The sequence below is a fragment of the Actinomycetospora sp. 2LY8.5 genome, assembly GCF_057180585.1.
In genome coordinates, this window is the sequence record NZ_JBXUHE010000002.1 from 46,046 (window position 1) to 69,662 (window position 23,617).

Genomic DNA, 23,617 nt, shown 5'->3' on the forward strand with positions numbered 1-23,617 from the left:
GGTGCACCGCCGGCGGCCACGCCGAGCACGCGTTCACGTGGGACGTGACGGTGCGGGTGACGCGGCTGCTCGCCGCGCGGGGGATCGACGTGCGCTCCACGCGCCCCGACGACACGGGGGTCGGGCCCTGCGTGGACCGGCGTGCCGCGATCGCGAACGAGGCCGGTGTCGGCGGCAGGACGGTGCTCACGGTGTCGATCCACGCCGACGGGTGCCGCGCGGGACGGGCGCGGGTTCCACGTCGCGCTCTCGGACCCGCCGCTCGCCGCATCGCAGGGCGAGCCGTCGGCGGCGCTGGGCCGGGCGCTGGACGCGGGGCCGGAGGGCCAGGGGCTCACCCCGTCGAGCTACCGCGGGCGGGGTGGACTGGACCGGCGCGCCGACCCCGCGGGGCTCAGCCTCGCGCGAGTGCCGTCGGCGCTGGTGGAGTGCGCGAACATGGCGAACCCGGACGAGGCGCGCGTCGTCACCGGCCCGGCCGGACGGCAGCGCTACGCCGACGGGATCGCGGCCGGCATCCTGACGGCGCTCGGGCGGTGAGATCAGGCGGCGGGGTTGTCGCCCGCGCGGTCCTGGTGCCAGCGCACGACCCGGATGACGACGTCGTCGAGGCCCTCGCGGTCGAGCGTCTCGCGCATGTCGTCGGCGATCTCGATCGCGTCGAGGCCCGGGAACGGGCCGTGTGCGTCGACCTCGCCGGTCTGGGGGTCGACGGCGAGCACGACGTAGCCGTCGCAACGGTCGAGCTCGGTCTGCGCCTCGACCCAGTCGATCCGCTGCGCCTCCTCGACGGTGAGGCCGACGTCCTCCGGGAGCGCGGTCGGCGCCGGACCCGGGGTGTCGGCCAGCGGGTCGGTCTCGGCTGGGTCGGTCTCGGCTGGGTCGGTCTCGGCTGGGTCGGTCTCGGCTGGATCGGTCTTGGCGGGGTCGATACGTGCGCAGCACCGAGGATCGGGGTCCATCGGTTCCTCCTCCACGCTCGGCGCTGGGTACCGCGCGCCGTCCCGGTCGCTCGCGCCGAGGCGGACACCGTCGGGGGACGGTAGAGCGTCGTCGCGGGTCGCTGTCACGAGTGGTGACGTGAGGATGCCCAAACTCTGACTCAAGACTTCAACTATTCACCCGTGCGGGTGGACCGTTCGGCGATGGGCATCACAGCACGCTGCCGGTCGCCACGGCTCGTGTCGAACCGCTCACTTCCCGTTGTCGATCGGTGACACAGTGATAGATCGTTAGCCGAACTAATCTTTTGTCGGAGGGGATTCCGTGAGTCGGTACGAGCAGTGGGACATCGTGTCGAGCGTGGGTCTGACCGCCCTCGTCGTGGCGGCCGGGCGGTCGGTCGACACCCATCGCCGCGACGCCCTCATCTCCGACCCGTACGCCGAGCGCTTCGTCGACGCCGCGGCGCCCCCGACGCCGCTGCCGACCCGTCCGGTGCCGCCCGGGGACGACTCCGAGGAGGAGCTCTGGCAGATGATGTCGGGCTACATGGGCGTGCGGACGCGCTTCTTCGACGAGTTCTTCGGTGCCGCGGGCGAGGCGGGCGTGCGCCAGGCGGTGATCCTCGCCGCCGGCCTCGACGCGCGGGCCCAGCGCCTCGCCTGGGCCGACGGGACCACGCTCTTCGAGGTCGACCAGCCGGCGGTCCTCACGTTCAAGGACGACGTGCTCGAGCACGATCCGGCGCGCTGCGACCGCCGTTCCGTCGCGGTCGACCTGCGCGACGACTGGACCGGCGCGCTCGACGACGCGGGCTTCGACGCGGGCGCGCCGACGGCCTGGCTCGCCGAAGGGCTGCTGCCCTACCTGCCCGCCGAGGCGCAGGACGCCCTGCTCGACGCCGTCGAGGAGCGCTCCGCGGCCGGCTCGCGCATCGCGGTCGAGGACTTCACCGATCTCGGCGACCAGCTCACCGACCCCGCGTTCCGGCGGGTCGCGGCCGGCCTGGGCGTCGACATGACCGCGCTGATCCACACCGACGACCGCGAGGACCCCGCCGACCGCCTCGCCGGGCACGGCTGGCGGGTCCGCCGCGACCACGCCCCCGCCGTCGCCGAGGGCTGGGGCCGCGCGTTCGACCCGCTGACCCGGCGCCTCAACGGGCAGTCGTCGTTCGTCACCGCGGAGCGCTGAGCGGCGTCCGGTTGGTCCGGATTCGGGTCACGGGCTGTACCGATCCCTGCCCGATCCGCATCCGGACCTCCGGTCCGGCGGTTCCCGCGGCCCGTCCCGATGCCTAGTGTCGTTCGACGCCCACGACCGCCACGGGAGGACGGCCATGAGCGACGAGACCACCCTGCACGTACCCGAGAGCCTCACCTGGTCCGCCGTGAGCGGCCGGGTGCGCGATCTGGTCGGCGAGGCCTTCACCGACGACGGGCCCGCGAACCTCATCGACGGCGAGTGGCGGGCCGTCGGCACGCCGTCGGAGCAGACGAGCCCCAACGACGGATCGTCGCTGGGCACGATGCTCAAGCTGGACGCGGCCACGGCCACCGACGCGGTGCAGCGCGCGGCGCGGACCCACCGCGGCTGGGCCGGGACGGAGCTCGACGAGCGCCGTCGCCGGGTGTCGGCGGCCCTCGACGCCATCGAGGGCGTGCGCGACGACCTCGCCCTGCTGCTGGCGTGGGAGATCGGCAAGCCGTGGAAGGCGGCGTGCTCCGACGTGGACCGCGCCATCTCCGGCGTGCGGTGGTACGTCGACGAGATCGAGGGGATGCTCGCCCGCGACGTCGAGGGCGCGCCCGCCAAGCGGGTGCCGCTCGAGGGCCCCGTCTCGAACATCGCGAGCTGGAACTACCCGATGAGCGTGCAGGTGCACGCCGAGCTCGTGCAGCTGCTCGCCGGCAACGGCGTCGTCGCCAAGACCCCCACCCAGGGCGGCTGGATGACGTTGACCGTCGCCCACGCCCTGATGGTCCGCGAGGGCCTGCCGGTCACCCTGCTCTCCGGCGACGGCTCGGAGCTCTCCGATGCGCTGATCCGCTCGCCGGAGATCGGCGCGCTGGCGTTCGTCGGCGGGCGTTCCAACGGCGGCAAGGTCGCCGCGCAGCTCGCCGACACCGGCAAGCGGCACATGCTCGAGCAGGAGGGCCTCAACGCCTGGGGCATCTGGGAGTTCTCCGACTGGGACACGTTCTCGGAGATCCTCAAGAAGGGCTTCGAGTACGCCAAGCAGCGGTGCACCGCGTACCCGCGCTTCGTCGTGCAGCGCAAGCTCGTCGACCAGTTCCTGGCGACCTACCTTCCGGTGCTCGACGGGGTGCGGTTCGGGCACCCCTTGGCGGTCGAGTCCGGTGGCAGCGGTGTCGACGACCTGCCCGCGCTCGACTACGGCCCGCTGATCTCGGCGGGGAAGGCGCGGGAGCTCGACGACAGCGTCGAGGAGGCCCTGCGGCACGGCGCGGTGCCGCTCTACCGCGGCAGCCTCGACCACGGCCGCTTCCTGGCCGGTCAGGACACCTCGGCCTACCACGCACCGGTGTCGATGCTCGCCCCGCCGGGGGCGTCGCGGCTGATGCACGAGGAGCCGTTCGGGCCCGTCGACTCGATCGTCGTCGTCGACACCGAGGCCGAGCTGCTCGCGCAGATGAACGCCTCCAACGGGGCGCTCGTCGCGAGCATCGCCTCCGACGACATCGGTCACGCCGAGCGTCTCGCCGAGCAGGTGCAGGCGTTCAAGGTCGGGATCAACAAGCTGCGCTCCCGCGGCGACAAGGACGAGGCGTTCGGCGGACGCGGCGAGTCGTGGAAGGGCGCCTTCGTCGGCGGCGAGTACCTCGTGCAGGCCGTCACCGAGGGCCCGCCCGGGGAGAACCTGTTCGGCAACTTCCCGGGCTACCACCGGTACCCGGCGACCTGACCGGGGCGCCGGTAGCCTCCTCCCGGCGCGGCAGGCGGCCCGCCGAGTCGGGTGCGCGTCGGTCGGGAGGGGCCCGGGCATGGTCCTGCGAAGCCGGGTGTCGCGAGACGTCCCCGGAGGTCCGGCGGCCGGGGCGACGGTCCTCATGCCCGAGGGCCGCGTCGGTCCGGTCGTGGCGCTGCTGCGCCGCCTGTTCCTGGCGCTGGGGGCGCTGACCGCGGCCGCGCTGATCGTCTACTTCCAGCGCGACGGTTACATCGACAACAACAACGACGACGGCATCGGTCTGATCGACGCGTTCTACTACGCGACGGTCTCGCTCTCGACCACCGGCTACGGCGACGTCGTCCCGGTGAGCGAGTCGGCGCGGCTGTGGACGATCCTCGTCATCACGCCGCTGCGCCTGCTGTTCCTCATCGTCCTGGTCGGCACCACGGTCGAGCTGCTCACCGAACGGTCGCGCCAGGCGTTCCGCATCCGGCGATGGAGGTCGCGCGTGCGCAACCACGTGGTGGTCGTGGGCTACGGGACGAAGGGCCAGGCCGCGGTGACCACCCTGCGCGGGGACGGTCACGATGTCGAGCACATCGTCGTCGTCGACACCGACCGCGGGCGCCTCGACGCCGCGTCCGCGCTCGGGCTGGTGACCGTGCGCGGCGACGCCACCCAGTCCTCGGTGCTGCGCACCGCGGGTCTGCCGCACGCGACCGCGCTGGTCGTCGCCACCAACCGGGACGACACCGCGGTGATGGTCACGCTCACCGCCCGCGAGATGGCCCCGAAGATCACGATCACGGCGGCCGTCCGCGAGGCGGAGAACGTCCACCTGCTGCGGCAGTCGGGCGCCGACTCGGTCGTCGTGTCCGCGGAGACGGCGGGCCGCCTGCTCGGCATGGCGACGACGACGCCGGCGGTGGTGTCGGTCGTCGAGGACCTCATCTCGCCCGAGGCGGGCATGAGCATCGGCGAGCGCACCGTCACCGAGGCCGAGGTCGGCGGTTCCCCGCGCCACCTGCGCGACATCGTGCTCGGCGTCGTGCGCGACGGGCACCTGCACGCCATCGACGCCCCCGAGGTCGACGCGCTCGAACGCGGCGACCGCCTCCTCTGCGTCCGCCGCGCCGGCCCCGACGACGAGTAGCCGTGCCCCAGCCCGTGTCAGCGGCGTGGCGCTGCAGACACTCAACGTCCGTATCGGTACTTCGATCACTGCGCGGGCCCGGACCGCGCGACGCCGGTCGGCGGTCAGCGGCGGGCACCGCACAGGCGCGCCGACCGGGCGCCCTGATCGTCGTGCACGCCGACGACGTGGCCGTCTCAGCGGTGCCCGGACACCAGACATCCGGGGCAGTCCGCCTGCTCCGCGCGCAGACCGGGCACGACCTGCTCGACGGCGGCGCCGCACCGGGCCCGCAGGCCGGCCGGGTCGCCCAGCTCGCCCGAGGTGACGTCGACGACGTGACGCCTGCGGTCGTCCCGGCCGGCGGCGACGAGCACGAGCGTGCCGTCGGGGGACGGGTCGCCGGGCGTCGGACGCCGAGGCTCGCCGGGGTCGGCCGGGGGCCGGTCGCCCAGCGGCGGGGACGGCACCGAGGACGGCATGGGGTCGAGCCCGCTGCCCGGGCGCCCGCCGGGCCGGGCGTCGGGGTGGCCGGGGTCGGGGACGGTCATTGCTCGCCTCCTGCTCGCGGTGTTCGGGCGATGCGGATGGGGCCGCACGCCCGGTCGCGTGGCACGCCGGAACGTGCGCGCCGACCACGGTAGGTCGCGCGCGCCGCGCTGTCGGCCCCGCGCGCGTTCACCTCGCGCGAACGGCGGGAGCCGGGCGGCGGCCGGAGATCAGGAGCGGCGCCGCGGCAGCGGCGTGTCGGCCCCACGTTCCGAGGAGGCGCGCGGTTCGGGCGCGGCGGCGGGCAGGTCGCGCAGGCCCTCGAGCACGCGGGCGAGGACCTCCGGGCGCGGGGCCGGGACGTCGCCGACCGCAACCGTCGCCGCGGAGCTCGCAACCTCCGCCACGTCCATCGCGTCCATGACGGTGTCGCCGTCTCGATCGGGGGTCACCCGTCCGAGCGTAGGCGGTGGACACGTCCGAGGGGCCGAACACCGGCCTCCGGGCGGGCGACGGCAGGCTGGGCGCGACGACCGCGAGAGAACGGCGTGTGGACGGCCTGTCACGCTGGGTCGATCCGGACGGGCCCACACCGCGCGGCGCGTAACGACCGCCGGTCGTCGTCCGAGAGAACGCGAGTGAGGAGCCGGTCGGCGGAGGCCGGTCCCGCGGGAGCAGGGGTGGTCGGGGTATGAGCGTCGGCGGGATGATCGACCAGGACGGACGTGGTCCGGACCCGGACGAGGAGCGCGGGCGGCGCCGCCGTGGCGTGCGCGCGCTGGTCTACGGCCTCATCGCCCTGCTGGTGCTCGTGCTGCTCGCGGCGGCCGGGGTCGTCATCGTGACCCAGCAGCTGGGCTCGCAGGTCGGCCGCTACCCGTCGGTGTTCGCCCCGATCGACCCGTCGAGCCGCCCCGCCGACTCCGCCGGGCAGACGTTCCTGCTGATCGGCACCGACTCGCGCTCGCCGGAGCCCACCACCGGCACCGACGCCGCGCCCGACGCCGTCTTCGGCTCCCAGCGCAGCGACGTGATCATGGTGGCGACCCTCGCCGAGGACGGGCAGAGCGCGAGCGTCGTCTCGATCCCCCGCGACTCCTGGGTCGACATCCCCGGCCGCGGCAAGAACAAGATCAACGCGGCGCTGGCGTTCGGCGGTCCGCCGCTGCTGATCCAGACCGTCGAGCAGCTCACGGCGATGCGCATCGACCACTACGCGGTCATCGACTTCGCGGGCTTCGCGCAGATGACCGACGCCGTCGGCGGCATCGACGTCAACGTCGGCCAGTCCTCCGAGCGCGACGGCGTCGTCGTCCCGGCGGGCGAGCAGCACCTCGACGGCGCGCAGGCGCTGGTCTACGTCCGCGAGCGCTACAACCTGCCTGGCGGCGACCTCGACCGCGTGCGACGCCAGCAGGCGGCACTGCGCGCGTTCCTGCAGAAGGCTCTCTCCTCCGGGACGCTGTCGAGCCCGACGAGCGCCTACGCCCTCGTCGACACCGTGACGCGCCACGTCGGCGTCGACGACTCGCTGTCCAACACGGGCCTCGCGCAGCTCGCCTTCAGCATGCGCGACCTGCGGAACTCGAACGTCTCGTTCCTCACCGTGCCCGTCACCGGGACCGGGATGGAGGGCGACCAGTCGGTGGTCTACCTCGACCAGGGCGCGGGCCGGGACCTGTGGTTCGCGGTCAACACCGACGCGGTGCCGCAGTACGTCGCCACCCGCCCGCAGGAGCAGCTCTCGGACACACCGCGCTGACTCCGCGCCGTTCGGGTATGCCGGACCCATGAGCTGGGACGTCGTCATCGTCGGAGGGGGCTCGGCCGGCTGCGCGCTGGCCGGGCGCCTCTCCGAGGACCCGAACCAGCGGGTGCTGCTGCTCGAGGCCGGGACCGCGGTCGCCGACCCCGGGGCGTTCCCCGCGGAGGTCCGCGACGTCTCCTCCCTCGCCGCCTGCGACCCCGACGGCCCGCACACGTGGGACGTCGGGGTCGAGCTCACCCCCGGCCGGCGGACGCGTGTGGGGCGCGGGCGGCTGCTCGGCGGGTCGAGCGCGGTCAACGCCGCGAACCACGTCCGGGCCACGCGCGCCGACCTCGACTCCTGGCCGGGCTGGTCGTACGACGCGACGCTGCCCTACTACGTGCGCGGCGAGCGCGACCTCGACATGGCCGGCCCGCTGCACGGCGACGCGGGCCCGGTGCCCGTGGTGCGCCCGGCGGGCGAGCTGCGGGCCGCGGTGACCGAACGGTTCCTCGAGGCCGCGGCGACGGTCGGCGTGCCCGCCGAGATCGACAAGAACGGCGACCAGCCCCCCGGCGCCGGGCTCGTCCCGGCGAACGTGCGGCACGGGGTGCGCGTGAACGCGGCGATCGCCTACGTCCTGCCGCACCTCGACCGTCCCAACCTCACGGTGCGCGGGGACGTCACCGTCGCCCGGGTGCTGCTCGACGGCGACCGGGCGGTGGGCGTCGAGGGGGTCGGCGGCGAGCGGACCGAGGCGGGCGAGGTCGTGCTCGCGGCCGGGTCGGTGTGCACGCCGCAGCTGCTCGCGCTCTCGGGGATCGGGCCCGCCGACGGTCTGCGCGCCGCCGGGCTGCCCGTCCACCACGACCGTCCCGGCGTCGGCCGCGGCTACGGCGACCACCCGAGCGTCTACCTGTCCTTCCCCGACACGACGGGGGACGCCGTGCATCCCGAGGCGCCCGGCGCGCAGGCGGCCGTCCACCTCGACAGCGGCGACGACCCCGCAGGCGACCTCGAGATCCTGCTGTTCGCGCGCCCGTTCGCGTCGGGCGGGCCGTGCCACCTCATGTGCGCGCTGCAGGCGCCCGAGAGCCGCGGGGTGATGACGTTCGCCGCGGACCCGCGGACCCCGCCGCGCCTCGAGCACCACTACCTCGCGTCCGGACACGACCGCGCCCGGATGCGCCAGGTCGTCCGCCGGGCCGGGGAGCTGATGGCGGCCGGCGGGCTCGCTCTCGGTCCCGAGCGCACGCTGGACGACCGCGCGCTCGACGCGTGGATCGCCGCGCACCTCGGGACGTCGGCGCACCTGTGCGGCAGCGCTCGGCTCGGACCGGTCGACGACCCCGAGGCCGTCGTCGACCCCGAGCTGCGCGTGCACGGTCTGCGCGGGCTGCGCGTCGTCGACACCTCCGTGCTGCCGACGGTGCCGCGGCGCGGGCCGGCGGCGACGGCGCTGATGATCGGGGAGCGGGCGGCGGACCTCCTGGCCGGGCGTCCCCTCGCCGCGAGCGGGGGGCTTTCCTGACCCTATCGGCGTGCTCCCCTCACTGCTTCGTGCCGCGGGTGGCCGCCAGGCCGATGCACCCACGCCGACCTGGAGTGACGCCCGATTCGTCCCCGATGGTGGCGGAGTGTCCGCCCGGGGTCACCGGACACGGTCACAGCGGCGACACGATGGGGTGGAAGCAGGTCACGGCGGGGATGATCGCGACGACACTCGTCGCGAGACCCGTGATCGAGGAGACCGCCGATGTCGTTCCTGCGCCGCCGTGCCGACGAGTCATCCGTCGCTTCGCCCGGACGCACGCCCGACACGCCCGACACGCCCGACACGATCGACGACCCTCCGCGCCGTCCGACGCGCTCCGAGCGCAGGGCCCTCAAGGCCGAGCAGGCCGCGGCCGCCGAGCTCGCCGCTCGCGTCGCGCGCGCCCAGCGCCGCCTCGCCCAGGCCACCGGACCGCTGCCGGTCGTCCCGCCGCGCCGCTCGCCGGAGAGCACGGCGAACACGGCGAACACGGTCCCGACGGAGTGACGCCCGCGGGCATGGAATCCTGCCCGCCGTGCCTGCCCGTCTGCTCGCGGTGGCGGTCGTCCCGGTCATCACGGTCGTCACGGCCCTGCTGCTCGCCGCCTGCGGCCGGACACCCCCCGGCAGCGCCCCGCCGCCCGCGCACGACCCGCCGACCGGCTTCGCCGCGCCCACCGGCAGCCTCTTCGGCGGCTCCGGGTCACGGGTGTTCGGTCGCGACGCCGACGCGCTGCCCGCGGCGCTGATCGGCACCGCCATCTGGATCACCGACGGGGGACGCGCGCTGCGCACCGACTCCACCGGCGCCGAGATCCCCGGTGTCGCCGTCCCCCAGGGCCGCTACGCCGCGGGCAAGCCGGTGTCGACGCCCGACGGTGGCGTGGTGGTCGGGGCGTCGAGCGTCGTGCCCGGGTCGGGCACCACCCCGCCGGGTCTCGCCGTCGACCTCCTCGTCTTCGACGCGGCGAGCGGCGCGCTGCGCTGGAACGCCGCGACCCAGCTGCCGTGGGCGGAGCGCCCGCCGGCCGTGACGCTGAAGGTCGCCGGAGTCGTCGCCGGGGTCGCCGTGCTGACCGCGAGCACCGACACCCAGCGCACCGCCCTCGGCGTCGACCTCTCCTCGCGGCGCGTGCTGTGGACCGCCGACGGGGTCGCGGTGGACGCGCTGCTCGCCGACGGGCCGGCCGGCGGCACCGCGCTCGGCGTCGCGACCGCCCCGGGCGGCAGCCGCGCCTACGCCGACTCGACGATCGTCGGGCTCGACGCCGTCACCGGGTTGCGGAAGGTCGCCCCGCCCGACGTGCTGCGCGGCCCGGAGATCACGCCCGCGGGCCCGGGGCTCGCGGTGATCAGCGGGCGCACGACGGCGACGACGCTCACCGCCCCGGCGGCCTCGCTGCGCTTCGTCGACGCACGTGGCGCGACCGTGCGCACCGTCGACGTCGGGAGCACGTACACGCCCCCGCGTTGCGTCTGGGACGAGGCCGCCACCACCGTCTGCGGCGGCGACACCCGCATCTTCGCGGTCGACGCCGGGAGCGCCGCGCCGCTGTGGGAGCTCCCCGACCCCGCGGCCAACCGCGTCGCCCCGCGGATGACCACGGCGTGGCACGGCGCCGTCTACGGGACGACGGTGAACGGTCCCCTCGTCCTCGACGCGCGCACCGGCGCCGACCGCGACACGCGCCCGGGTGCCGCCCCGGTGCTGGTCAACGCCTACCTGGGCGTCGGTGCCGAGACCTCCGGAGTGGCCGGGCTCGGCGGCGGTGCCGCGATCACCCCGGCGATCCGCTGAGACCCGTGATCCGTGGGTAGCCCCGGGGATGGGTGACGACGAGAGCGGCTATCACGGCGAGCTGTTCGCGGCCGGGATCGGCGACGAGGCCTCCCGGGTGACCGTCACCCTGCACACCGAACGCGCCGACGGCCCGGGCATCCGCGCCGGCCTCGAACAGACCCTCGCCGACCTCGAGCGGATCCTCGACGGGTCCGGCACCGAGCGGGTCGGTTGATCGGATCGCGCGAGCCGTGAAACCGTGCGTTCACACGAACTGAATCGTTCGACGTGGCAGCGATCACGTGCCTCTGGCATCGTGGGTGATTCGGACAGCCCACTGGACGGAGACCCCGTGCGCCTCCCGTTCGTCCGCCGTCGTCCCACCACGAGCACCACCCCCGGCGGCTCCACCACCATGCCGCGGGCCACCACCACGGCCCGCCACGTGCCCGGTCCCGACGTCATGGTCGGGATGGAGTACCTCGACCTCCCGGCCCGTGAGGCCCCGCGGACACCGGCCCCGGAGATCGCCGTCTGCGGCATCGACCCGCAGGTCCCGGGCACGCCGGCGGTGCCGCGGCTGCACGTGGTCGTCGGTGACGACGGTCCGCGCCCCGACTCCGTGTCCGAGCTGCTCGACCGGGCCGGCGACCACGGCGACGTCCGCGTCCGGCGGCTCACCGTCGACGTCCGCGGCCTGCGCGACGTGCTCGAGAGCCGCGGCGGGTGGAACCTCCTCGCCGCGCTCGTGCGCGAGCCCTCCGACCGGGTCACCAACGCGGTCTTCCGCGCGACCATGGCGCGGCCCGCCTCTGACGGCACGGGGCCGGCGGGCGCGGTGCTCGAGGACGGCGACGTCGACGTCGAGGTCTGCGTCGTCGGCGAGGGCGACACGGTCGCGGGGCGATGCCGCCGCGAGCTCGGCCGCGGGCGCCTGTCGCTGACGACGTTCCTCGCCGAGTCCGAGCGTCTCACGCGCCGGCTCGCCGAGGCCCTGGCTCGCCCGCGCGACCGCGGCACCCGGCGCTGCTTCGAGCAGGCGCTGGGCGACGTGCTCGCCGACGCCCCGCTCTCCGAGCTGCTCGGGCGCCACGGCGCGGCGCCCTACTGCACGGTGCCCGGCACGTGGGCGACGCCTCCGACGCCGGCCACCCCCGCGCCTCGGCGCAGCGAGCTGTCCGAGCAGGTCGAGGGGGCCGCGACGCTGGAGGAAGCAGCACGCTGAGGGTGAGACGGGCCGCCTGCCGCGCGACGCCCGGCGGGCATCGGGCCGGCGTCGCGACGCGTGACCGGTCCCGGGTCCGCCGGGCCCCTACCGGCCGCGGTCGGGTGGCGACGCTGCCGTCTCCGGCACCTTCCGGCGCCGCGTGGCCACCAGGCTGGCGACCGCGCTGACGGCGATCGTGCCGGTGATGACGGTGAGGGACAGCCAGATCGGCACCTCGGGGACCGGTACCGGACGGCCGCTGTTGACCAGCGGCAGGTTGTTCTCGTGGAGGGCGTGCAGGACCAGTTTCACGCCGATGAACGCGAGGATGACCGACAGGCCGTGAGCCAGGTAGGTCAGCCGTTCCAGCAGCCCGCCGATGAGGAAGTACAGCTGGCGCAGGCCGAGCAGGGCGAACGCGTTGGCGGTGAACACCAGGAACGGCTCCTGGGTCAGGCCGAAGATCGCCGGGATCGAGTCGAACGCGAACAGCAGGTCGGTCAGGCCGATCGCCACGATGACCAGCGCCATCGGGGTCAGCATCGGTCGCCCGCCGACGCGGGTGGTCAGGTTCGCGCCGTCGTAGTCCGAGGAGGTGGGCAGCACGCGGCGCACCACCCGGATCAGACGGGAGTCACCAGCGGTGGCGGCGTGGGAGGCGTCGGCGGTCCCCGCCTCGTGGGGGGACAGCGCTTCGCGTAGCTGTGACCAGGCGAGCCAGAACAGGATGATCGCGAACAGGTAGAACACGGCGACGAACCGTTCGATGACCACGGCTCCGACCGCGATGAACGCGCCGCGCATGACGATCGCGATCGCGATACCGATCAGCAGCACCCTCTGCTGGTGCACCTTCGGCACCGCGAAGCTGGTCATGATCAGCAGGAACACGAAGAGGTTGTCGACCGAGAGCGCCTTCTCGGTCAGCCAGCCGGCCACGTACTCGCCGCCGTACTGCCAGCCGGAGAAGACACCGACACCGACGCCGAACAGCAGGGCGACGGCGATGTAGCCGACCGACCAGACCGCGGACTCGCGCAGCGTGGGTTCGTGCGGATCGCGGGCGTGCCCGACGAAGTCGAACACCAGCATGCCGACGACGACACCGATCGTCGCCAGCCACATCCACAAGGGCACGGACACGGAACGGTCCTCCAGCGCAGCTCGCAACGCTGAAGGTCTCCTCCGCCCACCCCGGGGTGGACCGGCGCCACCGGGCCAGCCTGTCCTGGTCCGTACTGACGACGACGCCGCGACTCGGGAGTACTCCCCTTCGGACGCCGACGCTAGGGCCCTCGGACCCCGCCGGGAAGCCGTAGGACTGCGTCGAATATCACATTTGTCCGTTCCGGGGGCGGACGTTGCGGAACGGCGCTGGAGCGGTCCCTACGTCGTGTGCACGATCAGCACGTCGGTGGGCGAGCGGCGCGAGACCTCCGCGGGCACCGAGCCGAGGAGGCGTCCGGCGAAGCTGGCGAGGCCCTTGTTGCCGACCACGACGAGGTCGGCGTGGTGCAGCTCGACCTTGGCGCAGATGGCCTGCACCGGCTCGCCCTCGACGGCGACGGTGTTGACCTCCTCGACACCGGCGCGGCGGGCGACGTCGCGGGCGTCGCGGAGCTTCTCCTCGGCCGGGTTCGCCCCGATGATCTTGTAGGCCTCGTCGCCCAGGGCCCGCTCGGCCTCGGCCCGGTCGCGGGTGTCGGTCCTGCCGCCGCGCTCGTAGGCGCAGATGATGAGGAGCTTCGCGCCCGCGTCCGCGGCGATCGCCGCGGCTCGCGTGACGGCCGCGGTGGCCGAGGAGGAGCCGTCCGTGCCCACCGCCACCAGCTTGTAGTCGCCCACGGCGGCACCCTAGGGGTCGCACGGAGGCCACCGGGGTGCGGGGGCTCACCGGTGACCCGGGGTCGCCCCGCCGGGGGAGATCGGACAGACTGTGCGCGAGCGTCCGACCGGCCGTGCGATGCCGTGCCGGGACGCCCTGATGCTCCATCGACGACCGACAGGCGGTGCAGCCGGCGATGACCCTGGCGAGTGGCGGCTACTTCGTGCTCACCCCGATCTGGCACGAGATCGTGATCGGGCTGATCGCGTTCGGCGCGCTCTACCTCGTCCTGTCGAAGGTCTTCCTGCCGCGCCTGGAGAAGGTGTACGCCGAGCGCCACGATCGCATCGAGGGCGGTTTCGAGCGTGCCGAGCAGGCCCGCGCCGAGGCGCGCCGCGTGCAGACCGAGTACCGCACCCGCATCAGTGAGGCCCGCGACGAGGCCGCCCGCATCCGCGACGCCGCCCGCGAGGAGGGCCAGCGCCGCAGCGAGGAGGTCCTCGCCGCCGCCCGCGAGGAGTCGGCGAGCCTGGTCGCCCAGGGTCGCGAGGAGCTGGTCAACCAGCGCACCTCGGTCGCTTCGGACCTCCAGCCCGACGTCGCCCGCCTCTCCCGCCGGCTCGCCGGCCGGATGTTGGGCCGCGAGATCGGTGACAGCGAGTACCGCGAGGTCGTCGACGACTACCTCGGCCAGCGCGCCTGAGCCTCGCAGCGCCGTGCGCTGCGAGAACCGGACCTCCCGGACATCAAGGACGCGTGAGGTCACGGCAAGGTCACAATCACCGCGTGTCGCGCTTGGCGCCGCCCCGCGTCGGTAACGACCCTGCCTGGTTCCCGATGAGTGCCCGAGACCACACCGGGCGAACGGGGCAGGCACATGGTCGATCGGATCGGCGAGCGGGACACGTCGTTCACTGTCCGTGGTCGTGGTCGTGGTCGTGGTCGTGGTCGTGGTCGTGGTCGTGGTCGTGGTCGTGGCCCGGCCCGCCTCGCCGGGCGGATCGTCGTGGTCGCGTGCCTCGCCGTCGGGGGCATGGTCGTCGGATCCGAGCTGCCCGCCCCCGGCCCGGCCCTCGCCGCCGACCCCGTGCCGGCCCCGGCTCCCGTGCCCTACGGCGGGGCGCTCGACGACCCCGACCCGGGCGGCTCGTTCGACGGCTCCCAGGTGCTCGAGGTCGCCATGCTCGGCCTCGGGGCGCTGAACGGTCTCGCGTTCGCCGCCGTCGTCATCGTCAGCCGGTTCCGCGGGAGCTCCGCTGCGGAGACCCGCCGCGCCCTCATGACGCGGACGGCCCGCGGCGTGCCCTCGGGCCCGCGGCCCCGCCCCGGTGGCACCCGCGACCGGGGCGCCCACTGACCTGGTCCAGGCGGCCTACGCGGCGGCGCTCATCGGCGCTGATCGCGACAGGTAAGCGGCCTACCGGGTGAAGGAGATCCCCCGAACGGGCTGTTCCGTGAGCCGTCTGCAACGCGTCACTCTGGCAGAGACGATCCACCGGGTGACCCTTCGTCGCCGCAACGACGCCTTCGGGGCACCCGGCGGCGTCCTGCCCACGCCCGTGAAGGAGCGCCGTTGTCCACCGACGCCGCGACCCCCGAGACACCCATACCCCCGGAACCCGACGGGGTGAGCGACGGGCCGGAGGGCGACGGCTCCGCACCGGCCGGGGCAGCCTCCGAGGAGACCGTCGAGTCCACGGCATCCGCCGATTCCACCACGACCGACGCCACGACCGACGCCGCGACCGACGCCGCGACCGACGCCGCGGACGACCCCGCCGATTCCACCGCGACCGACGCCGCGGGCGACCCCGCCGAGTCCGCCGAGTCCGCCGAGTCCGCCGAGTCCGCCGACCCCGCCCCTGTCGTCGCGCACGTGCCGGCCCCGGCCGAGCCCGTGCACGAGACGACGCGCGGCCCGGCGACGCCCGTGTCCGCCCCGGGCCCCGTGTCCGACGACGCCGGCGGCCGGCTCACCGCCCGTCTCCGGGAGGCCCGCGCCCGGCTCCAGCCCGCGGAGACCGTGATCCCGGCGCCCCGCACGCCCGAGGGTGTCGTGCCGCCGGTGCCGTTCCAGCGCGGCGGCGAGCCGCCGCCCGCCGACCTCCTGCGCACCGTCGACTCGCTCGCGGCGCAGCTCGCGGAGCTGGAGGACGACGACGAGGGGCGGGCGCCCGAGCGTCGGGCCCTGTTGCGCGCGCTCGACCGGTCCGCCGTGGGTGTGCCCGACGGCGGGTGGTCGAGCGAGGACCGCGTCGACACCGAGGCCCTGGCCGGCGCGGCCGAGCTCGCGGCCACCCTGCACGTCGCGGCGGCGTCGCTGCTCGAGCGTCTCGACGCCGAGGAGCGCACCGGGTCGGCGGTCGAGGTCGACGCGGTCGCCACGGCGCTGCAGGTCGCCCGCATGGTGATCGACCTGGAGGCGTTCGCCCGCCACGGCCGCTGAAGCACGGACGCTGGGGCACGGACGGGAGCGAGACCGGCGACAATCACCGCCGTGGCGAGCGTCGCGGTGGTGGGAGCGGGAGCGATCGGGGGTGTCCTGGCGGCGCTGGCCGCCGACCGGGGCCACGAGGTCACGGTGTGCGTGCGCACGCCCTTCGACGTCCTGATGGTGACGACGGACGACGTCGAGCGCGAGGTGCCGGTCACCGTCGCGACCGATCCGGGCGCCGTCGGCCCGGTCGACTGGGTGGTGCTCGCGACCAAGGCACAGGACACCGGGTCCGCGGCGGGATGGCTCGGCGCGCTCACGCGCCCGGGGAGCGTCGTCGTGGTCGCCCAGAACGGCATCGACCACGCCGCGCGCGTCGACGGGCTCGTCGACCCCGGCGCCGTCGTGCTGCCCGCCTCGGTGCGGCTCGGGGCGGAGGCGGTCGCGCCCGGACGGATCGTGCACCACAGCTGGGCGCAGCTCACGGTGCCGGCGGGTGAGGCGGCCGACGGCCTCGCGGCGCTGTACGGCGCCGACGACGGGGCCGGCCTCGCCGTCGTGGCCACCGACGACCTCACGACCGTGCTCTGGCGCAAGCTGCTGAGCAACGCCGTCGCCAATCCGATCACCGCGCTGACGCTCCGGCGCAACGATGTGCTCACCGAGCCGGCCACGCGCGACCTCGTCGTCGACCTCGCACGCGAGGTGATGGCGGTCGGTCGCTCGGTCGGGGCCGTGCTGACCGGGGACGACATCGACGAGCTCGTCGCGCTCTACGGCGGCATGCCCCCCGACCTGGGGACCTCGATGCTCTACGACCGCCTGGCCGGGCGCCCCCTCGAGCACGAGTACCTCACGGGCGCGGTGGTCGCGACGGCTCGCCGGACGGGTGTCGCCACACCGCTGAACAGCGCCGTCCTGGCCCTGCTTCGGGGGTTGCGCACGACGAACGGGCAGGTCGGCTGACCCGACGGCTCGCGAAGACGGCCAGCGACTGCGACGATCGGACGTATGAACGGTCGGGGAGACGGGGCGCCGCGGCGTTTCCGGCTCCTGTTCGTCTGCACCGGCAACATCTGCCGGTCGCCGTTCGCCCGGTTCCACGCCCGCGCGCTGCTCGAGATGCGGCTCGGTCCCCGGTGGGCGTCGTGGTTCGACGTCGCCAGCGGCGGGACCGGCGCGGTCGTCGGGGCGGAGATGCACCCGCTGTCCCGCGCGCAGCTCGGCCCGCTCGCGTCGCACCCCGACGTGGCCGCGTTCCGCGCCCGCCAGCTCCCGGCACGGGACGTCGAGCTCGCCGACCTCGTGCTGACGGTCAGCCGCTCGCACCGCTCGGCGGTGCTCGAGCTGGAGCCGCGGGCGCTGCGCAGCACGTTCACGATGCGCGAGTTCGCCCGCCTGCTCGGGGGGGTCGACCACGCTGCGCTGCCCGCCGACCCCCGGGAGCGCGCGCACGCCCTCGTGGCCGCGGCGCTCGCCGAGCGCGGCCAGGGCGCGCCGGTCGAGGCCGAGGACGACGCCATCCCCGACCCCGTGCAGGGCGAGGTCGAGGCCCACGTCGAGGCCGCCCAGCGGATGCATGCGGCGATCCGGCCCCTCGTCGACGCGATCGGGGCGGCGGTGCCCTGGCCCTCGCGGGCGCCCCGCCGACCGGCGCCGCCTCCCGCCGGCCCGCCCGCCGGTCGTCCCGCATTCCCCGGCCCGCCGCCCCGGGACTCCGTCCTCGTCGGCGGGCCGCCGCCGGGCATGCCGCCCCCTGGAGCGCCGTACGGCCCGCCCATGCCGCCACCGGGTCCGGCCCAGGGTCCGGCCCAGGGTCCGGCCCAGGGTCCGGCCCAGGGTTCGGCGATGTCGTTCGGTGGGCCGCCGGGACCGCGCGGGCACGGGTCGCCACCTGCGGGCGGACCCCTCGGACCCCTCGGACCGCCGCTGGGCGCCCGGCCCGGAGCCCCGTCGCTCCCGGCGCAGATCGGGGGTCGCCGACCGTCGGTCACGGCCGACCCGCTCCCACCGCCCACCCCGGACGAGCAGGACGGCGTCGAGCCCGACGGCACGCGGCCCGACGACGGCGAGGGCAACGGCGAGGGCAACGGCGAGGGCAACGGCGAGGGCAACGGCGAGGGCAACGGCGCGCGTCGTCGCAGCGACGCCGACGGCCTGCCGCAGCGTGCGGCGTCCGTCCCGCGCGCCGGAGGCTGACCGGAAGGTCATCGGTGGGCCCCCGTCGCGGACGCTCGACAACGCTCGACGGGCCGGCCGGGCGTGTCAGCCGTGCCGCGCGAACGTGAGCGCGCGGCGCACGCGGGCACCGGAGCGCGTGCCCGCCTGCTCGGGGGCGAGCAGGGGCCGCCACACGCTCCAGGAGTCCATCTCCCCGGACGTGACGGGCCGGTCGTTCGCGGCCCGCTCGACGAGGTCGCCGCACGGGGCGACGCCCCCGGCGGGCCGGACGACACAGATGCGCAGGCGTTCGCCGTCCGCGACGACGCGCAGCCCCGAGCGCGACGACCGCGGGACCTCGAGGTCCAGTTCGGTCGGCGTCCCCTCGAACAGCACGCCGCGCGTGGACTCGAAGCTCAGCCGCCCGTCGCGCAGACGCAGGACGCCGGGAACGTGGGTGACCTCGCGGACGATCCACGCGAGGCCGGCGACCTCGGTGCCCGGGGCGTCGACGACGGCGGTGGAGGTGCCGGTCGCCGTGGTCGTCGCGTGCCGTGGGGCGGGCACGGCGGCGACCGGCGACGTGGTCGGAGAGCCCGCGGTGGCGGCGGGCCGGGGCGGGACGGCCATCGTGACCTCCTCCCGGGTGTTGCGGTGTCGTGACCTGACCTAACACCCAACGCGCGAGGTCCCTCGGGTGTCATGCTCCAGCCGGGCGAGGGACGGTGGGCAAAGGAGTGATCCCGTCCGCGAGCTGCGCCGACAGCGCAGCGTGAGCGCCGTCGTCACTCCTTGCGGGCGAGGCGGTGCCCCGGACGGCCCGGCCTCAGTGCCCTGTGTGACCAGGCGCTGGCATGCTGCCGCGCGATGGGCGCAGTGCCGCGGGCCACGGACGGATGGTGGACGCCCGGAGATCGGGCGGACCGGACCGTTGCGCCGATCGAGCACTACGGTGTGCAGCCAACGGGGAGCGGAGCGCTCTCGTCGACGACTTCGGGAGAACAGAGCGTGAGCAACCCCGGCGGATACGAGCAGCAGTCAGGTTTCGGATCGACGTCGGGCGGCTATCAGCAGCAGTCCGGCTCCGGTGAGCCCACCGCCGGGGGCGTCGGTCCGCAGGGGCAGCAGCCTTACGGCCGACAGCCGTACGGCCAGCAACCGCCCGCCGACGGCCAGCAGCCGGGATACGGCCAGCCGTTCGCTCAGCCCGACGCGGGATACGGCCCGCAGTACGGCCAGCCGGGCTACGGGCAGCAGCCGTACGGCCACCCCTACGGCCAGCAGCCCTACGGTCAGCAGCCCTACGGTCAGCAGCCCTACGGTCAGCAGCCCTACGGTCAGCAGCCCTACGGTCAGCAGCCCTACGGCCAGCAGCCCTACGGCCAGCAGCCCTACGGCCAGTACGGCCACGGCGCTCCGATGCCGGCCGGCGACCCCACCGACGTCGTCGGGTCCCGCGTCGGCCAGTACATCCTGGACGCGCTGCTGGCGGCGGTGCCGCCGCTCGTCGTGCTGTTCATCGTGATCGGCATCGGCAGCGCCACCGCATCGGGGAGCCCCGACACCGCCTTCACGATCATCGGGATCGGCTACGTCATCACGCTGATCCTCTCGGCGGCGAGCGGCTTCGTCGTCTACGCCTACTGGCCGTCCACGCACCAGGGTCAGACGCCCGGCATGACGTGGCTGAACCTGCGGATCGTGCGCGAGGAGGACGGCGCCGTCCCGACGCTCGGGCAGTGCGTCGTGCGGTGGCTGTTGTTCATCGTGGACGGTCTGTTCGCGGGCGTCGTCGGTCTCGTCGTCATGTCGACCTCGGCCCGTCACCAGCGCGTCGGGGACATGGCGGCCAAGACTCTCGTCGTCCGGGCGTGAGGTCGTTTCGCCGGGCGGACAACCGCCTCGGTCGCCGCATGGATCGTGCGGTCGTCGTCACTCGTTCGTGACCACCGACTGGGCCGGGCGAGCGAACCTGAACTCTTCCGGTCGTTCGGCGAAACGGACGGTGACTGCCGAACGACTTCCGGGCCGTACCTGGGCGCAGGGTGGCGCCTGACGACACGGACGACACGACCGGCCCGGCCGGAACGTGGAGAAGGCGGTTTCGACGTGAGCTCGAGAGCATTCCTGCCCGACGAGGGGGACCGGCGGTGAGCGCGCCGGCACGTGGCGGCTACGCCGTGTGGGTCAGTTGGCTGGAGGCGTTCCGGCGGGGCGAGAACCCCGCCATCGACGGTCTGGGCCCGGTGCGGGGCGGGTTCGGGTCGTACGTGGAGGCACGGCTGCTCGAGCGGCTGTCCGCGGCGTTCGCGGAGCGCGTGCGGCAGTGGCAGGCCGCGCTGGGAGACCGCATCGTCGCGCAGCCGCCGGACGGACCGGCGGCGGCCGCGGCGCTCTTCCGGGACGCGGTCGCTCGCCTGGAGCCGCTGAGTCGGCTGGCCGACTCGCCGCTGATCCCCCGGCCGCTCGCCGTGTCCATGCACGACATGCTGCGCGCGGTCCGCGAGGGCGCCCGCAGCGCGCTCGACGAGGCCTGGCGCCGCGGCCTCGAGGACGTCCACGCGCCGGGCCTGCCGGCCCAGCGCGGCGTGGACCGAGCGGTCCGACGCCCGGGCGCCGGGGTGGGTCCGGGGCGCTCGCTGTTCTAGCCCAGGCCCACCCGCGCGAGGACCCCGCGGTGGTCGCTGCCCGGGACGTCGACGATCTCGACCTCCCGGGCACGCGGCCCCCCGGACACGAGCACGTGGTCGATCTGGACGCCGAGCAGGCGGGGCGCCGCCGCGGGCCACGTGCCCACCAGGCCCTCGCCGACGTCGCTCGCGGCGTCCGTGCAGCCCTCGGTCGCCGCGCGCAGCTCGGCGTGGTCGAGGGTGGCGTTGAGGTCGCCGGCCACGACGGTCGGGCGCTCCCCGGTGCACCAGCGTGACAGTGCCTCGACGTCGCGGCGCCAGGCGTTGGTGTCGCCGGGGCGGGGTGACTGGGGGTGCGTGGCGACCACCCGCACCGCCTGTCCGTCGACGTTCGGCAGGTCGACGACGAGCGACGGGAACTCGGTGTCGCGGTTCGGCGTCACGGTCGGCCGGCCCGCGCTGCGGCGGACGAAGACGGTCATCGGGCTGTCGTCGCGACGGGCGTCGGCGGCGAAGACGCGGTACCCGCTCCGGCCGGCCTCGCCGCCGGACTCGTCGACGAGCGCCTGCTGGAGCCGGTCACGCAGCGTGCCGCGGGCCTCGGGCAGGACGACGACATCCGGGGTGCGGCTGCTGATCAGCGACGCGAGTGCGTCCGGGTCGGCGCGGCTGAGGTAGGCACTGGCGGTGAGCACGGTCAGCTCCGGGCCGCCGGTCGCGCCCGTCTCCGAGGAGCCGACCGCGCGCGGCAGCACCATCCCGAACCCCAGCACGCCGACGAGCCCGAGAGCGAGCGCGCTCGGCCAGGCGCGGCGCGAGAGCAGCAGGACCAGCCCGCCGAGCACGAACAGACCGGCCGCGAGCTGGGGCCGGAACGCGATCGTCTGGACGAACGGGGTGCGGTCGTCGATCCCGAGCAGGTCGGAGAACGTGACGGTCGCGGCGGGCAGGCCGAGCACCACGGCCGCGGCGATCGCCCCCGGACCGGGTGCAGGGAAGCGGTCCCGCCACGCTCGGCCCGGTCTCGGGCGCCGGGGTGCCGGTGGCGGTGCCGGTGCCGGTGCCGGTGGCGGTGGTGGTGGTGGGGCGTCGTGACGGGGCAGCGCCTCGGTGGGACCCGCGGGTGGCCTCGACGCGCTGGTCCCGGGCGGGGGCAGGTGGCGCGTGGGCGGGCCCGGCGCGGGACGGCCCGGGGCCGGGCCGGGCCGCCACACGGGTCCCGCGGGTCCCGGCGGTGGCCCCTGTCGTGGACCGGGCCGCCCGCCCGGAGCTCCGGGCGGGCTCGGGCGGTACCCGCCGGGCGTGTACCGCTCGGGCCCGGGCCGGTCGGTCACCCGCGGGTCACGCGCAGGATCGAGTCGTCCGACCCGTTGTCGGTGGTGAGGTAGAGCGCGCCGTCGGGACCGAGGCGCGCGCCGCGCAGGCGTCCGAACTCGCCGTCGAGCTCCGCCGGCACCGTGACCTCGACGATCCGGTTCTCGTCGGCGCCCTGGCCGGGACGCATGAGGAGGAGCTTCTCGCCCCTCTGCGCGGACACCGCGAGCATCCCCGCCATGTCCCCCCAGGCCGGGCCGTCGAGGAACGTCGCGCCGCTGATGGCCTCGGTGGGGTCGCCCGAGCTCCACGCCGCGGGGACGGCGTCGGGGTAGCGCCGGAGGTCGGTCATCGGCACGTCCTCGTCGTACCCGCCGGGCGACTCGCCGCCCTGCGCGGGGTCCCACCCGTAGTTCGAGCCCGGGATGACGACGTTGACCTCGTCGTCGACGTCGGGGCCGTGCTCGGCGCTCCAGGCGCGCCCGGTGCCGGGCTGGACGGCGACGGCCTGGACGTTGCGGTGCCCGTAGCCCGAGATCAGTCGCTCGGCCGCGCTGCCGGACTCGGCGAACGGGTTGCCCGGGGCCGGGCCGCCGGTGGCCGGGTCGACCCGCAGCACCTTGCCGCCGAGCGAGTTGCGGTCCTGCGGGATGGTCGCGCGGGCGGTGTCGCCGGTGCCGACGAGCAGCATGCCGTCGGGGGCGTAGGTGGGCCGGCAGCCGGAATGGCGCCCGGACGGGTTGATCGGTAGGCCGCCGACCAGCGGGTCGCGCACCCGCTCGGCGCTCGCGCCGTCGGGGGACAGGCGCCACGACACCACGCGGACGTCGACCGGGCGGCCGCCCTCCTGGTGGGTCTGGCAGGTGACGAACGTGCCCGAGGTCTCGACGTCCGGGGCGGTGGCGATGCCCATGAGCCCGCCCTCGCCGCGGGCGTAGACGTCCTGGAGGTCGGCGGTCACCGGCGTGACGCGCGCTCCCGGACCGAGGCCCGTGACCAGCGACAACGACCCGTCGCGCTGGGTCACGAGCAGGCGGTCGCCGCCGACGAACGCGACGTCCCAGGGGTTCGCGAAGTCGCCCGCGACGGTCTCGACGCGCAGGGCGGTGCCCGACGGTGCGGTCGTGGTCGGCACGGACGGCGCGGCGGCGCCCGCTCCGCCGCCGCTGGGCGGTGCGGCGGACGTCTGCTCGGTGCCCCCACCGCACGCGGCGAGGGCCAGGGCCAGCAGCGCGGAGAGAGCCCCGACCAGGGTCGAGTGCGTGCGCGCCGGGCGTGATCGGCTCGGGGTCACGGCGACGATGATGCCGCGTGCCCTGTCCGATCTTCGTGGGGGCCCTCGTCGCGACCGCCCGTTGTGCAGGGCTTCTCGCCCGCCGGTCCGGGTCCGGGACCTGCTGTTGTCGGTGAACGGACCGCACGGTACTTTTTCCGCGGCGCCGAGAGAGCCCGTGCGGATCGACCGGGGGGCACGCACGGACGTCGCGGGGCCCGGGGGCGCCGGTGGCG

The 23,617-nt window shown here is 75.1% G+C and carries 25 protein-coding genes and 1 pseudogene; 18 read left to right on the plus strand and 8 right to left on the minus strand.

Annotation, left to right across the window (positions count from 1 at the left end; genetic code table 11):
- Positions 1-56: 56 nt before the first annotated feature.
- Together AC2A1K_RS02485 and AC2A1K_RS02490 are read left to right on the plus strand one after the other, a co-directional pair.
- A pseudogene (locus tag AC2A1K_RS02485) lies at positions 57-164 on the plus strand (N-acetylmuramoyl-L-alanine amidase); the annotation flags it as partial.
- Between the two features lies 1 nt (position 165).
- On the plus strand, positions 166-540 hold the full coding sequence (locus AC2A1K_RS02490; RefSeq protein WP_483895103.1) for an N-acetylmuramoyl-L-alanine amidase CwlD: 375 nt from the start codon (positions 166-168) through the stop codon (positions 538-540).
- A 2-nt stretch (positions 541-542) separates the two neighbouring features.
- On the opposite strand, the gene AC2A1K_RS02495 is transcribed toward AC2A1K_RS02490, so the two are convergent.
- A complete protein-coding gene (locus AC2A1K_RS02495; RefSeq protein ID WP_483895104.1) occupies positions 543-962 on the minus strand; it encodes a hypothetical protein in 420 nt (139 codons plus the stop codon).
- 304 nt (positions 963-1,266) lie between these two features.
- Between AC2A1K_RS02495 and AC2A1K_RS02500 the strand changes: the two genes are divergently transcribed.
- The 3 genes from AC2A1K_RS02500 to AC2A1K_RS02510 all read left to right on the plus strand — a co-directional run bounded on the left by AC2A1K_RS02500 (position 1,267) and on the right by AC2A1K_RS02510 (position 5,009).
- Positions 1,267-2,136, plus strand: coding sequence for an SAM-dependent methyltransferase (locus AC2A1K_RS02500; RefSeq protein WP_483894740.1), 870 nt, complete (start codon positions 1,267-1,269; stop codon positions 2,134-2,136).
- Positions 2,137-2,281: 145 nt separating this feature from the next.
- Entirely contained in the window at positions 2,282-3,868 is a 1,587-nt protein-coding gene (locus AC2A1K_RS02505; protein WP_483894741.1) for an aldehyde dehydrogenase family protein, read from the plus strand.
- Positions 3,869-3,947: 79 nt separating this feature from the next.
- Positions 3,948-5,009: a potassium channel family protein gene (locus AC2A1K_RS02510; RefSeq protein WP_483894742.1), complete on the plus strand. Its 1,062-nt coding sequence runs from the start codon at positions 3,948-3,950 to the stop codon at positions 5,007-5,009.
- 176 nt (positions 5,010-5,185) lie between these two features.
- On the opposite strand, the gene AC2A1K_RS02515 is transcribed toward AC2A1K_RS02510, so the two are convergent.
- Together AC2A1K_RS02515 and AC2A1K_RS02520 are read right to left on the minus strand one after the other, a co-directional pair.
- On the minus strand, positions 5,186-5,539 hold the full coding sequence (locus AC2A1K_RS02515; protein ID WP_483894743.1) for a hypothetical protein: 354 nt from the start codon (positions 5,537-5,539) through the stop codon (positions 5,186-5,188).
- A gap of 168 nt (positions 5,540-5,707) precedes the next feature.
- Positions 5,708-5,929 (minus strand): hypothetical protein, encoded by a 222-nt coding sequence (locus AC2A1K_RS02520; protein WP_483894744.1) that lies wholly within the window; start codon positions 5,927-5,929, stop codon positions 5,708-5,710.
- Between the two features lie 239 nt (positions 5,930-6,168).
- On the opposite strand from AC2A1K_RS02520, the gene AC2A1K_RS02525 reads away from it, so the two are divergent.
- The 6 genes from AC2A1K_RS02525 (at position 6,169) to AC2A1K_RS02550 (ending at position 11,763) form a co-directional block, all read left to right on the plus strand.
- Positions 6,169-7,239 carry an LCP family protein gene (locus tag AC2A1K_RS02525; protein WP_483894745.1) on the plus strand — a complete coding sequence of 357 codons (1,071 nt, stop codon included), beginning with the start codon at positions 6,169-6,171 and terminating at the stop codon, positions 7,237-7,239.
- Positions 7,240-7,267: 28 nt separating this feature from the next.
- Entirely contained in the window at positions 7,268-8,755 is a 1,488-nt protein-coding gene (gene mftG / locus AC2A1K_RS02530; RefSeq protein WP_483894746.1) for a mycofactocin dehydrogenase MftG, read from the plus strand.
- A 225-nt stretch (positions 8,756-8,980) separates the two neighbouring features.
- Positions 8,981-9,265: a hypothetical protein gene (locus AC2A1K_RS02535; protein ID WP_483894747.1), complete on the plus strand. Its 285-nt coding sequence runs from the start codon at positions 8,981-8,983 to the stop codon at positions 9,263-9,265.
- Positions 9,266-9,293: 28 nt separating this feature from the next.
- On the plus strand, positions 9,294-10,556 hold the full coding sequence (locus AC2A1K_RS02540; protein WP_483894748.1) for a hypothetical protein: 1,263 nt from the start codon (positions 9,294-9,296) through the stop codon (positions 10,554-10,556).
- 28 nt (positions 10,557-10,584) lie between these two features.
- Positions 10,585-10,773, plus strand: coding sequence for a hypothetical protein (locus tag AC2A1K_RS02545; RefSeq protein WP_483894749.1), 189 nt, complete (start codon positions 10,585-10,587; stop codon positions 10,771-10,773).
- A 117-nt stretch (positions 10,774-10,890) separates the two neighbouring features.
- Positions 10,891-11,763, plus strand: a complete 873-nt coding sequence (locus tag AC2A1K_RS02550) for a hypothetical protein (RefSeq protein ID WP_483894750.1) — start codon at positions 10,891-10,893, stop codon at positions 11,761-11,763.
- Between the two features lie 87 nt (positions 11,764-11,850).
- On the opposite strand, the gene AC2A1K_RS02555 is transcribed toward AC2A1K_RS02550, so the two are convergent.
- Both AC2A1K_RS02555 and AC2A1K_RS02560 read right to left on the minus strand, forming a co-directional pair.
- Positions 11,851-12,888, minus strand: a complete 1,038-nt coding sequence (locus tag AC2A1K_RS02555) for a TerC family protein (RefSeq protein ID WP_483894751.1) — start codon at positions 12,886-12,888, stop codon at positions 11,851-11,853.
- Positions 12,889-13,131: 243 nt separating this feature from the next.
- On the minus strand, positions 13,132-13,590 hold the full coding sequence (locus AC2A1K_RS02560) for a universal stress protein (RefSeq protein WP_483894752.1): 459 nt from the start codon (positions 13,588-13,590) through the stop codon (positions 13,132-13,134).
- Positions 13,591-13,766: 176 nt separating this feature from the next.
- Here AC2A1K_RS02560 and atpF point away from each other — a divergent pair, with 176 nt between their 5' ends.
- The 5 genes from atpF to AC2A1K_RS02585 all read left to right on the plus strand — a co-directional run bounded on the left by atpF (position 13,767) and on the right by AC2A1K_RS02585 (position 18,203).
- Complete coding sequence (gene atpF / locus AC2A1K_RS02565; RefSeq protein WP_483894753.1) at positions 13,767-14,273, plus strand: F0F1 ATP synthase subunit B; 507 nt, start codon at positions 13,767-13,769, stop codon at positions 14,271-14,273.
- Positions 14,274-14,603: 330 nt separating this feature from the next.
- The gene (locus AC2A1K_RS02570; RefSeq protein WP_483894754.1) at positions 14,604-14,927 is read left to right on the plus strand and encodes a hypothetical protein; all 324 of its coding nucleotides are present in this window, start codon (positions 14,604-14,606) and stop codon (positions 14,925-14,927) included.
- A gap of 270 nt (positions 14,928-15,197) precedes the next feature.
- Entirely contained in the window at positions 15,198-16,016 is an 819-nt protein-coding gene (locus AC2A1K_RS02575) for a hypothetical protein (protein ID WP_483894755.1), read from the plus strand.
- 51 nt (positions 16,017-16,067) lie between these two features.
- Entirely contained in the window at positions 16,068-16,970 is a 903-nt protein-coding gene (locus tag AC2A1K_RS02580; protein ID WP_483894756.1) for a 2-dehydropantoate 2-reductase, read from the plus strand.
- Between the two features lie 45 nt (positions 16,971-17,015).
- Complete coding sequence (locus AC2A1K_RS02585; protein WP_483894757.1) at positions 17,016-18,203, plus strand: arsenate reductase/protein-tyrosine-phosphatase family protein; 1,188 nt, start codon at positions 17,016-17,018, stop codon at positions 18,201-18,203.
- A gap of 66 nt (positions 18,204-18,269) precedes the next feature.
- On the opposite strand, the gene AC2A1K_RS02590 is transcribed toward AC2A1K_RS02585, so the two are convergent.
- Positions 18,270-18,794 (minus strand): hypothetical protein, encoded by a 525-nt coding sequence (locus AC2A1K_RS02590; RefSeq protein ID WP_483894758.1) that lies wholly within the window; start codon positions 18,792-18,794, stop codon positions 18,270-18,272.
- A gap of 378 nt (positions 18,795-19,172) precedes the next feature.
- On the opposite strand from AC2A1K_RS02590, the gene AC2A1K_RS02595 reads away from it, so the two are divergent.
- Both AC2A1K_RS02595 and AC2A1K_RS02600 read left to right on the plus strand, forming a co-directional pair.
- Positions 19,173-20,039 (plus strand): RDD family protein, encoded by an 867-nt coding sequence (locus tag AC2A1K_RS02595; RefSeq protein WP_483894759.1) that lies wholly within the window; start codon positions 19,173-19,175, stop codon positions 20,037-20,039.
- Positions 20,040-20,314: 275 nt separating this feature from the next.
- On the plus strand, positions 20,315-20,812 hold the full coding sequence (locus AC2A1K_RS02600) for a hypothetical protein (RefSeq protein ID WP_483894760.1): 498 nt from the start codon (positions 20,315-20,317) through the stop codon (positions 20,810-20,812).
- Here AC2A1K_RS02600 and AC2A1K_RS02605 read toward each other — a convergent pair.
- Both AC2A1K_RS02605 and AC2A1K_RS02610 read right to left on the minus strand, forming a co-directional pair.
- Complete coding sequence (locus tag AC2A1K_RS02605; protein WP_483894761.1) at positions 20,809-21,756, minus strand: endonuclease/exonuclease/phosphatase family protein; 948 nt, start codon at positions 21,754-21,756, stop codon at positions 20,809-20,811. The two genes, AC2A1K_RS02600 and AC2A1K_RS02605, sit on opposite strands and share 4 nt — an antisense overlap.
- 368 nt (positions 21,757-22,124) lie before the next feature.
- Positions 22,125-23,402 (minus strand): PQQ-dependent sugar dehydrogenase, encoded by a 1,278-nt coding sequence (locus AC2A1K_RS02610; protein WP_483894762.1) that lies wholly within the window; start codon positions 23,400-23,402, stop codon positions 22,125-22,127.
- Between the last annotated feature and the right edge of the window lie 215 nt (positions 23,403-23,617).